Annotated in this window: 12 protein-coding genes; 3 read left to right on the top strand and 9 right to left on the bottom strand. The window is 62.1% G+C overall.

What is annotated here, in order from left to right; genetic code table 11:
- Positions 1–273: 273 nt before the first annotated feature.
- From FBX99_RS27135 to gcl, 8 genes are all read right to left on the bottom strand, one after another.
- On the bottom strand, positions 274–1,272 hold the full coding sequence (locus tag FBX99_RS27135) for a sulfate ABC transporter substrate-binding protein (RefSeq protein WP_144929610.1): 999 nt from the start codon (positions 1,270–1,272) through the stop codon (positions 274–276).
- A gap of 88 nt (positions 1,273–1,360) precedes the next feature.
- The gene (locus FBX99_RS27130; protein WP_144929609.1) at positions 1,361–2,185 is read right to left on the bottom strand and encodes an ion transporter; all 825 of its coding nucleotides are present in this window, start codon (positions 2,183–2,185) and stop codon (positions 1,361–1,363) included.
- Positions 2,186–2,205: 20 nt separating this feature from the next.
- Entirely contained in the window at positions 2,206–3,108 is a 903-nt protein-coding gene (locus FBX99_RS27125) for an urea transporter (protein WP_145133530.1), read from the bottom strand.
- Positions 3,109–3,230: 122 nt separating this feature from the next.
- Complete coding sequence (gene pyk, locus FBX99_RS27120) at positions 3,231–4,646, bottom strand: pyruvate kinase (RefSeq protein WP_144929608.1); 1,416 nt, start codon at positions 4,644–4,646, stop codon at positions 3,231–3,233.
- Positions 4,636–5,916: a glycerate kinase gene (locus tag FBX99_RS27115; RefSeq protein WP_144929607.1), complete on the bottom strand. Its 1,281-nt coding sequence runs from the start codon at positions 5,914–5,916 to the stop codon at positions 4,636–4,638. Before FBX99_RS27115 ends, pyk begins: the two co-directional genes overlap by 11 nt.
- A 149-nt stretch (positions 5,917–6,065) precedes the next feature.
- Positions 6,066–6,956 carry a 2-hydroxy-3-oxopropionate reductase gene (locus FBX99_RS27110; RefSeq protein ID WP_145133528.1) on the bottom strand — a complete coding sequence of 297 codons (891 nt, stop codon included), beginning with the start codon at positions 6,954–6,956 and terminating at the stop codon, positions 6,066–6,068.
- 157 nt (positions 6,957–7,113) lie between these two features.
- Positions 7,114–7,896: a hydroxypyruvate isomerase gene (gene hyi / locus FBX99_RS27105; protein WP_144929605.1), complete on the bottom strand. Its 783-nt coding sequence runs from the start codon at positions 7,894–7,896 to the stop codon at positions 7,114–7,116.
- Between the two features lie 137 nt (positions 7,897–8,033).
- Positions 8,034–9,809, bottom strand: a complete 1,776-nt coding sequence (gcl, locus tag FBX99_RS27100; protein WP_144929604.1) for a glyoxylate carboligase — start codon at positions 9,807–9,809, stop codon at positions 8,034–8,036.
- A gap of 267 nt (positions 9,810–10,076) precedes the next feature.
- Between gcl and FBX99_RS27095 the strand changes: the two genes are divergently transcribed.
- Positions 10,077–10,508: a heme-binding protein gene (locus FBX99_RS27095; protein ID WP_144929603.1), complete on the top strand. Its 432-nt coding sequence runs from the start codon at positions 10,077–10,079 to the stop codon at positions 10,506–10,508.
- Positions 10,509–10,728: 220 nt separating this feature from the next.
- Entirely contained in the window at positions 10,729–11,187 is a 459-nt protein-coding gene (locus tag FBX99_RS27090; protein WP_144929602.1) for a transposase, read from the top strand.
- 127 nt (positions 11,188–11,314) lie between these two features.
- On the opposite strand, the gene FBX99_RS27085 is transcribed toward FBX99_RS27090, so the two are convergent.
- Entirely contained in the window at positions 11,315–11,920 is a 606-nt protein-coding gene (locus FBX99_RS27085; RefSeq protein ID WP_144929601.1) for a TetR/AcrR family transcriptional regulator, read from the bottom strand.
- Between the two features lie 131 nt (positions 11,921–12,051).
- Here FBX99_RS27085 and FBX99_RS27080 point away from each other — a divergent pair, with 131 nt between their 5' ends.
- On the top strand, positions 12,052–12,966 hold the full coding sequence (locus FBX99_RS27080) for a DUF808 domain-containing protein (RefSeq protein WP_145133526.1): 915 nt from the start codon (positions 12,052–12,054) through the stop codon (positions 12,964–12,966).
- Positions 12,967–13,033: the final 67 nt, after the last annotated feature.

Genomic DNA, 13,033 nt, shown 5'->3' with positions numbered 1-13,033 from the left:
TCTACCGTAGCGCTGGCTTGCATCTATCGTCGGTCTTGCCGATGAATTCCTTATTGGCGCTTTAGGTAGAAGGGGCGGGACGAGAAGTCTCCCACAGTCCGTACTGGCTAGAGTCGGAATCGAGCTTTTAGTCCCGCCCACCCCTTCAAGTCTAAACATACAAGCGAGCCTGCTCGCGATGGCGGGTGTCAGTCGCCGATGCTTGTCTGACACTCCGCCATCGCGAGCAGGCTCGCTCCCACAGTGTTTGGTGTGGCCTGGAAAGTTGCGGGTTTATTGCCCGCTGTAGATCTGGTCGAAAACCCCACCGTCATTGAAGTGCGTCTTCTGCACGGTGCGCCAGTCGCCGAAGGTTTTCTCCACCGACAGGAAATCCACTTTCGGGAAGCGGTCGGTGTATTTGCCCAGGATGGCTGGATCCCGTGGACGCAGGTAGTTGGCGGCGGCGATTTCCTGGCCTTCGGGCGACCACAGGTACTTGAGGTACGCCTCGGCGGCGGCGCGGGAGCCTTTTTTATCCACGACCTTGTCCACTACGCTGACCGGAGGCTCGGCTTCGGCGGATACGCTCGGGTAGACCACTTCGAATTGGTCGCGACCGAACTCACGGGCGATCATCTCGGCTTCGTTTTCAAAGGTCACCAGCACATCGCCGATCTGGTTGGTCATGAACGTGGTAGTCGCCGCGCGACCGCCGGTGTCCAGCACAGGCGCCTGCTTGAACAGCTTGCCGACGAAGTCCTTGGCCTTGGTTTCATCGCCGCCGTTCTTCAGTACGTAGCCCCAGGCCGACAGATAGGTGTAGCGACCGTTACCGGAGGTCTTCGGGTTGGGCACGATCACCTGCACGCCGTCCTTGAGCAGGTCGGGCCAGTCTTTCAGGGCCTTGGGGTTGCCCTTGCGCACGATGAACACCGTGGCCGAAGTGAACGGGGCGCTGTGGTTCGGCAAGCGGCTGACCCAGTCCTCGGGCACCAGTTTGCCGTTGTCCGCCAGGGCGTTGATGTCGGTGGCCATGTTCATGGTGATGACATCGGCCGGAAGTCCGTCGATGACCGAGCGTGCCTGCTTGCTCGAGCCACCGAAGGACATCTGCACGGTGATGTTTTCGTTGTGCTCGGCCTGCCAGTGCTTCTGGAAGGCGGCGTTGTAGTCCTTGTAGAAGTCGCGCATCACGTCGTAGGACACGTTGAGCAGTGTCGGGGCGGCGTGAGCCAGGCTGCCGAAGGTCAGGCCGGCGGCGAGAAGGGTGGCGCCAAAGAAGTTCTTCACTGCGAATTCCTTTTTATTTGAAAGGGGTTTCCAGGCCAGCACACTAGCGGCAGGCCTTTTGGCCGACAAGCATCAAAAAGTGCTTTGCTTATTCCAGTTTCCTGAACAGCGCATTGCCACAGCGGGAGCAGAACGCGGCGCCGTGTTCGTGGTTGTTTTTGCTGCACACCGGGCAATCGTGCTTGAGCTGGTCACCGCGCATGGCGGTGGCCAGTTCCGCGGTGAAGATACCGGTGGGCACGGCGATGATCGAGTAACCGGTGATCATCACCAGGGATGAAACCACCTGGCCCAGGGGGGTCTTGGGCACGATATCGCCGAAGCCTACGGTGGTCAGTGTCACGATCGCCCAATAGATGCCCTTGGGAATGCTGGTGAAGCCATGCTCCGGGCCTTCGATGACGTACATCAGCGTGCCGAACACCGTCACCAGGGTGGAGACGCTGACCAGGAACACGATGATTTTCTGCTTGCTGCCCCGCAGGGCCGCCATCAGGTAATTGGCTTGCTTGAGGTAGGGGCTGAGCTTGAGCACCCGGAAGATCCGTAGCATGCGGATGATCCGAATGATCAGCAGGTACTGGGCATCGCTGTAGTACAACGCCAGGATCCCCGGCACGATGGCCAGCAGATCCACCAGGCCGTAGAAACTGAACGCATAGCGCAGGGGCTTGGGCGAGCAATACAGGCGCAGGCCGTACTCGACGAGGAAGATGAAAGTGAAACCCCATTCGATCCCGGCCAGCAGGGCCGCATAGTTCTTGTGCACGCTGTCGATGCTGTCGAGCATCACGATCACCAGGCTGGCGAGGATGATCAACAGCAACGCACTGTCGAAGCGTCGACCGGCCACGGTGTCGGTCTGGAAAATCATGATGTAGAGGCGTTCACGCCAATTGTCGGTGCTGTCCATAACCTTCGCCTGATTCAGAGTCAGCGAAGCCTAGGGCGATTGCCCCGCAGAGCGCAAGGCGGGGTGTCGCTCAGGATCTGCCGCCACGTTCGCGCCGTGGCCTGCACCAGCCAGCCGGCGAGGATGAACGGCGCGGTGAGTGGCGCCAGACCGAGGGCGGCAAACCCCGGCGTGAGCAGGACTGCCAGCAGGATTCCGGCCAGCGGCAGCCAGGGTTGGCGGCGCTGTTGACTGAGGGCCAGCGCCACCAGCGCCGGGTTATAACCGCCCAGTCCGGACAGCGCCGTTGCGTATTCCTGATGCACCACGGCGAACGCGACGCCGGCGGCCGAACCAAACAGTGCCCAGCCCGCGGCTCGACGGTTGGCAACCAGCAGGCCCGCTGTAATCAGCGCACCTGCTAACGGATGACCGAGAAACATGACTTGGCCTAATCCCGTCAAACAGCCGGCCAGCAGGTTGGCCAGTGTCAGCTCGGCCGACATCAGCGAAGGCTGTGGCGCAGCGAAGCTCAGCAGCAGCCAGCCCAGCCCCACGAAGGGTGCGGTGTAGGCGGGCAGGCATCGCGGGTCACGGGTGCGCTTGAGCCATTGCTGGGTCAGCATCGCGCTGAGACCGCCGCCCGCGATGATCAGCGGCGGCAGCAAGACGGACCAGGGCAAGACCAGGCCCGCCAACAACCCCAACAGGATGCCGTTGTAGCTGAACAGCCCGGCCTGGCGATCTGCCTTGGGGTAATCGCGGCGCTGGGCCGTGAGCAACCCGGCCACGCCACCCAGCAATGCCCACCCGAACAAGGCTGGCGCGCTGAACAGAATTGCCAGCAGGCACAACAGGCCGCACAGCGGATGACGCTGGAGGAAGATCTGACTGAAGCCGTTAAGCAGGGCGGTGGCCCAGTCGGGGCAGGGGGAGTTTTGCATGGTTGTGTGTCTGATAAACCGGGTTAACCCCTTCGCGAGCAAGCCCGCTCCCACAAGGGTTCTGTGAACGCCGCAAGTCCAATGTGGGAGCGGGCTTGCTCGCGAAGGGGCCAACCCAGGCGCTAGATCAACGTCTCGATGCGCAACGAATTGGTCGACCCCGGCTGCCCAAACGGTACACCCGCAGTAATCAGCAGCGTATCGCCGCGCTGCGCCATGCCTTGGGCCTGGGCGATTTCCAGGGCGGTGGAACAGACTTCATCCACCTGCCGCAGCCGATCGTTGACCACCGAGTGCACGCCCCAGGCCACCGTCAAGCGGCGGGCGGCCTGAAGGTTCGGCGTGAGGTTGAGGATCGGCACCGTCGGCCGTTCCCGCGCGGCTCGCAGGCTGGAGCTGCCCGATTCGCTGTAATTCACCAGCACCGCCACCGGCAGGACGTTGCTGATGCGACGGATTGCACAGCTGATGGCGTCCGATACCGTGGCCTCGGCTTTCGGTCGGCTGACATCCAGTTGGGCCTGGTAATCCGGGCCGTTTTCGACCTGGCGGATGATCTTGCTCATCATCTGCACGGCTTCGAGGGGGTAGTCGCCCGACGCGGTTTCCGCCGACAGCATCACCGCATCGGCGCCTTCGGCCACGGCGTTGGCGACGTCGGTGACCTCAGCCCGGGTGGGCGCCGGGGAGAAGCGCATCGATTCCAGCATCTGCGTCGCCACCACCACCGGTTTGCCGAGGGCGCGGCAGGTGCCGATGATGTTCTTCTGGATCTGCGGCACGCTCTCGGCCGGCACTTCAACGCCCAGATCGCCCCGAGCCACCATGATCGCGTCGCTCAACTCGGCGATTTCCCGCAGTTGGGCCACTGCCGACGGTTTCTCGATCTTGGCCATCAGGAACGCCTTGTCGCCAATCAGCGCGCGGGCTTCGCGGAGGTCTTCGGGACGTTGGACGAACGACAGCGCTACCCAATCCACACCCAATTCCAGGCCGAAGCTCAAGTCGCGACGGTCCTTGGCGGTCAGCGGGCTCAGGTCGAGCACGGCCTGTGGTACGTTCACGCCTTTGCGGTCCGACAGTTCGCCACCGTTGAGCACTTCGGTGTCGATGGCATCGCTGTGCCGGGCAATCACCCGTAGGCGCAACTTGCCGTCATCCAGCAACAAATCCATGCCTGGCTCCAGGGCTGCGATGATTTCCGGGTGGGGCAGGTTGACCCGGTGTTGATCGCCGGGCGTCGGGTCCAGGTCCAGGCGCAGGGCCTGGCCGCGTTGTAGCAGGACCTTGCCGTCGGCGAATCGACCGACCCGCAGTTTCGGGCCTTGCAGGTCCATCAGGATACCCAGCGGGTAGTTGAGCTGCCGCTCGACCTCGCGAATCCACTGGTAGCGCTGGGCATGGTCGGCGTGATCGCCGTGGCTGAAGTTCAGGCGGAAGATGTTCACCCCGGCCCGCACCAGCGCATGGATGTCGTCGATCCCGCGAGTGGCGGGACCGAGGGTGGCGAGGATCTTGACCTTTTTGTCAGGCGTCATGGGCGGGGTTCTCGAGGATCAGGATGGCGCGGAAGTCGTTGACGTTGGTGCGGGTCGGCTCGGTGACGATCAACCCATCCAGCGCGGCGAAATAGCCGTAGCCGTTGTTGTTGTCCAGCTCGTCGCTGGCGCTCATGCCCAGCTCGGTGGCACGACGATAACTGTCTGGAGTCATGATGGCGCCGGCGTTGTCCTCGGAGCCGTCGATGCCGTCGGTGTCGCCGGCCAATGCATAAATGCCGGGGTGACCCTTGAGGTTGTCGGTCAGGCTCAGCAGGAATTCGGCATTGCGACCGCCTCGGCCGTGGCCGCGCACGGTCACCGTGGTTTCGCCGCCGGAGAGGATCACGCAGGGCGCTGCCAGGGGCTGGCCGTACCGGGCGATTTGCCGGGCGATGCCGGCATGGACTTTCGCCACTTCCCTCGACTCGCCCTCCAGGTCGCCAAGGATCAGCGGGCTGAAACCAGCCTGGCGGGCTTTCACCGCTGCCGCTTCCAGGGATTGCTGGGGGCGGGCGATCAGTTGGAAATGACTGCGGGCCAGGCTTGGGTCGCCGGGTTTGACGGTTTCCGACTCCGCGCTGTGCAGCCAGGTGTGCACCGACGCCGGGACCTCAATGCTGTAGCGCTTGAGGATCGCCAGGGCTTCGGCTGATGTGCTGGGGTCGGCCACGGTGGGGCCGGACGCGATGACCGTGGCAAGGTCGCCCGGTACATCGGAAATCGCATAGGTGTAGACCGTCGCCGGCCAGCAGGCCTTGCCCAGGCGTCCGCCCTTGATCGCCGAAAGGTGCTTGCGCACGCAGTTCATCTCACCGATGGTGGCACCGGATTTTAGCAAGGCTTTGTTGATCGCTTGCTTGTCGGCCAGGGTAATACCGGCTGCGGGCAGTGCCAGCAGCGCCGAGCCACCGCCGGACAACAGGAAGATCACCCGGTCGTCTTCCGTCAGGTTGCTGACCAGTTCCAGCACCCGTCCGGCCACTGCCAGGCCGGCCGCGTCGGGTACGGGGTGGGCGGCTTCCACCACTTCGATTTTCTGGCAAGGCGCGCCATGGCCGTAGCGGGTCACCACCAGGCCGCTGACCTCGCCCTGCCAGCAACGCTCGACCACCTGCGCCATCGCCGCGGCGGCCTTGCCGGCGCCGATGACAATCACCCGACCGCTGCGGTCGGCCGGCAGGTACTGTTCAAGAACGTGTTGCGGATGGGCCGCGTCGATGGCTGCGGCAAACAGCTCGCGGAGCAATTGTTGCGGATCGACCGACATGGCGGGCTCCCGATTCTTATTATTTGAATTCAACGCAGATCCCTTGTGGGAGCGAGCTTGCTCGCGAAGGCAGTGTGTCAGTCAATACTTCAGTGACAGGTAAATTGCTTTCGCGAGCAAGCCCGCTCCCACAAGGGGGTGGTGGTGGGTCAGTTATCGCGAATCGAGAAATTCGCCATGTGCTCCAGCCCCTTGATCAGCGCCGAGTGATCCCAATTGCTACCGCCGAGGGCTGCGCAAGTGCTGAACACTTGCTGGGCGTTGGCGGTGTTGGGCAGGTTGATGTTCAGTTCCCGGGCACCTTGCAGGGCCAGGTTCAGGTCCTTCTGGTGCAGGCTGATGCGGAAGCCCGGGTCGAAGGTGCCCTTGATCATGCGCTCGCCGTGCACTTCCAGGATCTTCGACGAGGCAAACCCGCCCATCAGGGCTTCACGGACCTTGGCCGGGTCGGCGCCGTTCTTCGAAGCGAACAGCAGGGCTTCGGCCACGGCCTGGATGTTCAGGGCGACGATGATCTGGTTGGCGACCTTGGCGGTCTGGCCGTCACCGTTGCCGCCCACCAGGGTGATGTTCTTGCCCATGGCCTGGAACAGCGGCAGGGCGCGTTCAAAAGCGCTGTTGTCGCCACCGACCATGATGCTCAGGGTCGCGGCCTTGGCGCCGACTTCGCCACCGGACACCGGGGCATCGAGATACTGCGCGCCTTTCTCATTGATCTTCGTCGCGAACGCCTTGGTGGCGGTGGGGGAGATCGAACTCATGTCGATCACCACCTTGCCCGAACCCACGCCCGCCGCGACACCGTCGGCGCGGAACAGCACGTCATCGACCTGGGGGGTGTCCGGGACCATGACGATGATGAACTCGGCTTCCTGGGCAACTTCCTTCGGGTTGGCCAGGGCCACCGCGCCGGCGGCCAGCAGATCGGCGGGAGCCGGGTCGTGGTGTTGGGACAGGAACAGGCTGTGCCCGGCTTTTTGCAGGTTCAGAGCCATGGGGTGACCCATGATGCCGGTGCCGATGAATCCGATTTTAGCCATGGGGGAAATCCTCTTGTTTTTTTGCTACTTCAGGCAAATGGAGAACTGCTTTTCTGTGGGAGCGGGCTTGCTCGCGAAAGCGGTGTATCAGTCACAGATGTGTTGTCTGGCCCACCGCTTTCGCGAGCAAGCCCGCTCCCACAAGGAAAGATCCGGGTCAGATCGCGTTATGGGTTTTCAGCCAGTTCAGGCCGGCCTCGGTGGTGGTCAACGGCTTGTATTCGCAGCCGACCCAACCCTGGTAGCCGATGCGGTCCAGGTGTTCGAACAGGAAGCGATAGTTGATCTCGCCGGTGCCCGGCTCGTTGCGTCCCGGGTTGTCCGCCAGTTGCACATGGTTGATCTCGCCCAGGTGCGCCGACAGGGTCCGGGCCAGGTCACCTTCCATGATCTGCATGTGGTAGATGTCGTATTGCAGAAACAGGTTGGCGCTGCCCACCTGCTCGCGGATCGACAGGGCCTGGGCGGTGTTGTTCAGGTAGAAGCCTGGGATGTCGCGGGTATTGATGGCTTCCATTACCAACCTGATGCCCTTGGCCTGAAGCTTCTCGGCGGCGTACTTCAGGTTGGCGACGAAGGTCTTGCGCACCAGGGCCTCGTCGCAATTCTGCGGGCAGATCCCGGCCAGGCAGTTGACCTGGGTATTGCCCAGCACCTGCGCGTAGGCAATCGCCAGGTCGACGCCGGCGCGGAACTCCTCGACCCGGTCCGGCAGGCAGGCAATGCCACGCTCGCCCTTGGCCCAGTCACCGGCCGGCAGGTTGAACAGCACTTGGGTCAGGCCATGGGCGTCGAGCAAGGCCTTGAGTTCGGTGGAACTGTAGTCGTAGGGGAACAGGTACTCGACCCCACTGAAACCGGCCTTGGCGGCCGCTTCGAAACGGGCGAGGAAATCCTGCTCGGTAAACAGCATGGACAGGTTGGCGGCGAAACGCGGCATGGTGATCTCCTGTAAATAATTGGCAGGTCCCCTGTGGGAGCGAGCCAGCTCGCGATAGCCGTGGGTCAGCTACACATATGCCAACTGACATGACGCCTTCGCGAGCAGGCTCGCTCCCACAGAGGGGATGTCAGTAGTCAATCGAGCAACGAAATGGCCGTCGGCGCGTCGTTGCCCACCAGTGCCAGGTCTTCGAATTCGTTGACGGCGTTGATCTCGGTACCCATGGAAATATTGGTCACCCGCTCGAGGATGACCTCGACGATCACCGGCACCTTGAACTCCTCGATCATTTCCTGGGCCTTGCGCAGCGCCGGCTGGATGGCGGACGGTTCGAACACCCGCAGCGCCTTGCAGCCCAGGCCCTCGGCGACGGCGATGTGGTCCACCCCATAACCGTTGAGCTCCGGCGCGTTGAGGTTGTCGAAGGACAGCTGTACGCAGTAGTCCATGTCGAACCCGCGCTGCGCCTGGCGAATCAGGCCCAGGTAGGAGTTGTTCACCACGACGTGGATGTACGGCAGCTTGAACTGAGCACCCACGGCCAGTTCTTCGATCATGAACTGGAAGTCGTAGTCTCCCGACAAGGCCACGACCTTGCGGCTCGGATCGGCCTTGACTACCCCCAGCGCGGCCGGAATGGTCCAGCCCAACGGACCGGCCTGGCCGCAGTTGATCCAGTGGCGTGGCTTGTAGACGTGCAAGAACTGCGCCCCGGCGATCTGCGACAGGCCGATGGTGCTGACGTAGCAGGTGTCCTTGCCGAACACCTGGTTCATTTCTTCGTACACGCGCTGGGGCTTGACCGGCACATTGTCGAAGTGCGTCTTGCGTTGCAGGCTGGCCTTGCGCTGCTGGCAGTCCTGCAACCAGGCGCTGCGGTTCTTCAGTTTGCCGGCGGCCTGCCATTCGCGGGCGACTTCGATGAACACCGTCAGCGCCGAGGCGGCGTCGGAGACGATGCCCAGGTCCGGGGTGAACACGCGGCCGATCTGGGTCGGTTCGATGTCGACATGAATGAACCGGCGACCTTCGGTGTAGACATCCACCGAACCGGTGTGACGGTTGGCCCAGCGGTTGCCGACGCCTAGCACCAGGTCCGACTTGAGCAGCGTCGCATTGCCGTAGCGGTGGGACGTCTGCAGGCCGACCATGCCGACCATCAGCGGGTGGTCGTCCGCAATCGTGCCCCAGCCCATCAGCGTGGGGATCACCGGGATTCCGGTCAACTCGGCGAACTCCACCAACAGCTCGCTGGCATCGGCGTTGATGATGCCGCCACCGGCCACGAGCAAGGGCCGTTCGGCCTGGTCGAGCATCGCCAGGGCTTTCTCGACCTGCGCACGGTTGGCCACGGGTTTGGCCAGCGGCAGTGGCTGATAGGTATCGATGTCGAATTCGATCTCGGCCATCTGCACATCGAAGGGCAGGTCGATCAATACCGGGCCGGGGCGGCCGGAGCGCATCTCGAAGAACGCTTTCTGGAACGCGTAGGGCACTTGGCCCGGTTCCAGGACAGTGGTCGCCCACTTGGTCACCGGCTTGACGATGCTGGTGATGTCCACTGCCTGGAAATCTTCCTTGTGCAGGCGGGCACGGGGGGCTTGCCCGGTGATGCACAGGATCGGGATCGAATCGGCCGAGGCGCTGTAGAGCCCGGTGACCATGTCGGTGCCGGCCGGGCCCGACGTGCCGATGCAGACGCCGATGTTGCCGGCCTTGGTGCGGGTGTAGCCCTCAGCCATGTGCGAGGCACCTTCAACGTGGCGCGCGAGGACATGATCGATGCCACCGACTTTCTGTAGGGCGCAGTACAGCGGGTTGATCGCGGCACCCGGAATACCGAAGGCAGTGTCCACGCCTTCACGGCGCATCACCAGAACGGCGGCTTCGATTGCTCTCATTTTGCTCATTGTTTTGTGCCTCTTACGTTTTGTAATTGTATACAAGTGGTTTTTCGGCGAGTTTATTCATGGCGAGCGCTGCAGGTCAATCCTTTTCCTCAACTGCCTGCTTCATTCGTCGGAAGGCCGATAACCCTGCGACTTATCGTCGCTTGTGGTGTTTTACGAGGATTATTGTATACAAAATGTTATTTGATTGTGTTCTATTTGTTGTGTGAGGTTTCCCAGAAGGTGAAACCCAGAAAGCTTTCCAACAACAAAAGAAGGACAGCATCCATGAGCGCTCTAACCTTGAACGTCGCCATCAACCTGGCGGAGCGAGCCCTTGTCGCGGGCCGTGAAATCAACGCGGCACCCTTGACCGTCGCGGTCCTGGACAGCGGTGGGCACTTGATCGCCCTGCAGCGCGAAGACGGCGCGAGCCTGCTCCGTCCTCAGATCGCCGTCGGCAAGGCCTGGGGTGCTGTTGCCCTGGGTAAAGGCTCACGCCTGTTGGCCCAGGACGCCCAACAACGCCCAGCGTTCATCGCCGCATTGAACAGCCTGGGGCAGGGCTGCGTCGTGCCGGTTCCGGGTGGTGTGTTGATCAGGGATCAGGACGGCACAGTCCTGGGCGCGGTGGGTATCAGCGGTGATCTGTCGGATATCGATGAGCAGGTGGCGATCCGGGCGGTGGAGGGGGTTGGGTTGATGGCGGATGCGGGGTAGCTGTTTGATTTTGCGATGAGTTGACTTGCCTCTTCGCGAGCAAGCCCGCTCCCACAGGTTTCAACGGTGGACACAAAATGTCTGAACACTGCAAATCCTCTGTGGGAGCGGGCTTGCTCGCGAAAACGATCGACCAGACACATCCAGGCAAAGAGTCAGGTAACGATGCTGCATTCACAGCACTAGCCTTTCAGAACTTCATTGAAAGAAAGGCAATGCAATGCCTGAACGCTCAGCTTCACACCGTCTGCGCATTGGTCGATATGCAGAGCAAAACCGTATTTATTTACTGACAGCTAACACGCGCAAGCGTGAGCCTGTCTTCCAGAACTATGGTCTAGGCAGGTTGGTCATTCGCCACTTCAGGAATGTGCAAAGGCAGGGCATCGCCGACTCCCTCGCATTTGTCGTCATGCCCGACCATTTCCACTGGTTGGTCCAATTGCATCGTGGGTCGCTGGGGGAATTGATGTGTCGGATGAAATCTTTAAGTGCCAGGGAGGTAAATGAGGCGACTGGCAGGACGGGGAGCCTTTGGCAGCACGGATACCATGACCGCGCGTTACGGCGTGAGGAGGATCTGGTGAAACTAGCTCGATATGTGGTTGCCAATCCATTGCGGGCAGGATTGGTGAAGCGGCTTGGCGACTATCCGTTGTGGGATGCGATCTGGGTATGACATGAAAGCGAGTGCCGCCATTCGCGAGCAAGCCTGCTCCCACAGCGTTGGTGGTGGACACAAAATGTCTGAACATCGCAGATCCCATGTGGGAGCGGGCTTGTCCGCGAATGGGCTCCGCAGTTCCTCAGTCCAACTCACACCCCTTCAACACCAACCGGATAATCGTTTGCGCCGCCGCTTCATAATCGGCCTCATCCAGCTTCGCCTTGCCGGTGATGGCGGTGATCTGCCAGTCGAAGTCGGCATAGGTCTGGGTGGCGGCCCAGATGCTGAACATCAGGTGGTTGGGGTCGATCGGGGCGATCTGGCCGCGGTCGATCCAGGTCTGGATGCAGTCGATGTTGTGCCGGGCCTGGGCGTTGAGTTGTTCCACCAGGTCGGGGCTCAGGTGGGGGGCGCCGTGCATGATCTCGCTGGCGAAGACTTTCGAGGCGAAGGGCAGGTCGCGGGAAATGCGGATCTTGGAGCGGACGTAGTGGCTCAGCACTTCGCCGGGTACGCCGTCGGCGTTGAACGGGGTCGAGGCCTGGAGGATCGGCTCGATGATGCTTTCCAGGACCTCGCGGTAGAGGTTTTCCTTGGATTTGAAATAGTAATAGACGTTGGGTTTGGGCAGGCCCGCCTTGGCCGCGATGTCGCTGGTCTTGGTCGCCGCGAAGCCCTTGTCGGCAAATTCCTCGCTGGCGGCACGCAGGATGAGTTCTTTGTTGCGCTCGCGGATAGTGCTCATAAACCCAGGGGTTCCTTGCCTGTTCTGGCGGTGGCGCATGGTAGCACCGGCCTCGCGCGACGCTCAAGAATGCCCCGTGGCACGGCGGCTCGCGGTATGCTGCGCGGCATTATCATTCAAGGAGCCCCACCATGGCCGGAAGCAGTTTGCTGGTGTTGATCGACGACATCGCCACCGTGCTCGACGATGTCGCACTGATGACCAAGATGGCCGCCAAGAAAACCGCCGGCGTGCTCGGCGACGATCTGGCACTCAACGCCCAGCAGGTGTCTGGTGTACGGGCCGAGCGCGAGCTGCCGGTGGTCTGGGCCGTGGCGAAGGGCTCGTTTATCAACAAGCTGATTCTGGTGCCGTCGGCGCTGGCCATTAGTGCCTTCGTGCCGTGGCTGGTGACGCCGTTGTTGATGGTGGGTGGCGCCTACCTGTGTTTCGAGGGGTTCGAAAAACTCGCCCACAAGTTTCTCCACAGCCCGGCCGAAGACCAGGCCGAACATGCGCAACTGGTCGAGGCCGTGGCCGATCCGGCGGTGGACCTGGTGGCGTTCGAGAAGGACAAGATCAAGGGGGCCGTGCGCACCGATTTCATCCTGTCGGCGGAGATCATCGCCATCACCCTCGGCACCGTCGCCGACGCTGCGCTGACCCAGCAGGTGATCGTGCTATCGGGCATCGCTGTGATCATGACCGTTGGTGTCTACGGCCTGGTGGCCGGGATCGTCAAGCTCGATGACCTGGGGCTGTGGCTGACCCGGAAGCCGGGGCAGGTTGCCAGAAGCATCGGCGGCACCATCCTGCGTGCCGCACCGTACATGATGAAAAGCCTGTCGGTAATCGGCACGGCGGCGATGTTCCTGGTGGGCGGCGGTATCCTCACCCATGGCGTGCCAGTGGTGCATCACTGGATCGAAGGCGTGGCAGCCAGTGCCGGCGGGGCCGGGTTCATCGTGCCAATGCTGCTCAATGCAGTGGCGGGGATTGTCGCAGGAGCGGTGGTGCTGGCGGGGGTGATGGTGGTGGGCAAGGCCTGGAAAGCGCTGAAAGGCTAACTGACTGCATAGTGCACCTGTGGGAGCGGGCTTGCTCGCGAAGGCGGTGTGTCAGCTAACTATATGC

Source organism: Pseudomonas sp. SJZ074 (assembly GCF_007828215.1).
Taxonomy (GTDB): domain Bacteria; phylum Pseudomonadota; class Gammaproteobacteria; order Pseudomonadales; family Pseudomonadaceae; genus Aquipseudomonas.
The sequence above is the reverse complement of the archived record's forward strand: the minus strand, read 5'-3'. Positions and strand labels throughout refer to the sequence as shown.

Coding starts and splice junctions, on each gene's coding strand:
- FBX99_RS27130 (WP_144929609.1), bottom strand. CDS start 2,185: ATGGACAGCACCGACAATTGGCGTGAACGCCTCTACATCATGATTTTC.
- FBX99_RS27125 (WP_145133530.1), bottom strand. CDS start 3,108: ATGCAAAACTCCCCCTGCCCCGACTGGGCCACCGCCCTGCTTAACGGC.
- pyk (WP_144929608.1), bottom strand. CDS start 4,646: ATGACGCCTGACAAAAAGGTCAAGATCCTCGCCACCCTCGGTCCCGCC.
- FBX99_RS27115 (WP_144929607.1), bottom strand. CDS start 5,916: ATGTCGGTCGATCCGCAACAATTGCTCCGCGAGCTGTTTGCCGCAGCC.
- FBX99_RS27110 (WP_145133528.1), bottom strand. CDS start 6,956: ATGGCTAAAATCGGATTCATCGGCACCGGCATCATGGGTCACCCCATG.
- hyi (WP_144929605.1), bottom strand. CDS start 7,896: ATGCCGCGTTTCGCCGCCAACCTGTCCATGCTGTTTACCGAGCAGGAT.
- gcl (WP_144929604.1), bottom strand. CDS start 9,809: ATGAGCAAAATGAGAGCAATCGAAGCCGCCGTTCTGGTGATGCGCCGT.
- FBX99_RS27095 (WP_144929603.1), top strand. CDS start 10,077: ATGAGCGCTCTAACCTTGAACGTCGCCATCAACCTGGCGGAGCGAGCC.
- FBX99_RS27090 (WP_144929602.1), top strand. CDS start 10,729: ATGCCTGAACGCTCAGCTTCACACCGTCTGCGCATTGGTCGATATGCA.
- FBX99_RS27085 (WP_144929601.1), bottom strand. CDS start 11,920: ATGAGCACTATCCGCGAGCGCAACAAAGAACTCATCCTGCGTGCCGCC.
- FBX99_RS27080 (WP_145133526.1), top strand. CDS start 12,052: ATGGCCGGAAGCAGTTTGCTGGTGTTGATCGACGACATCGCCACCGTG.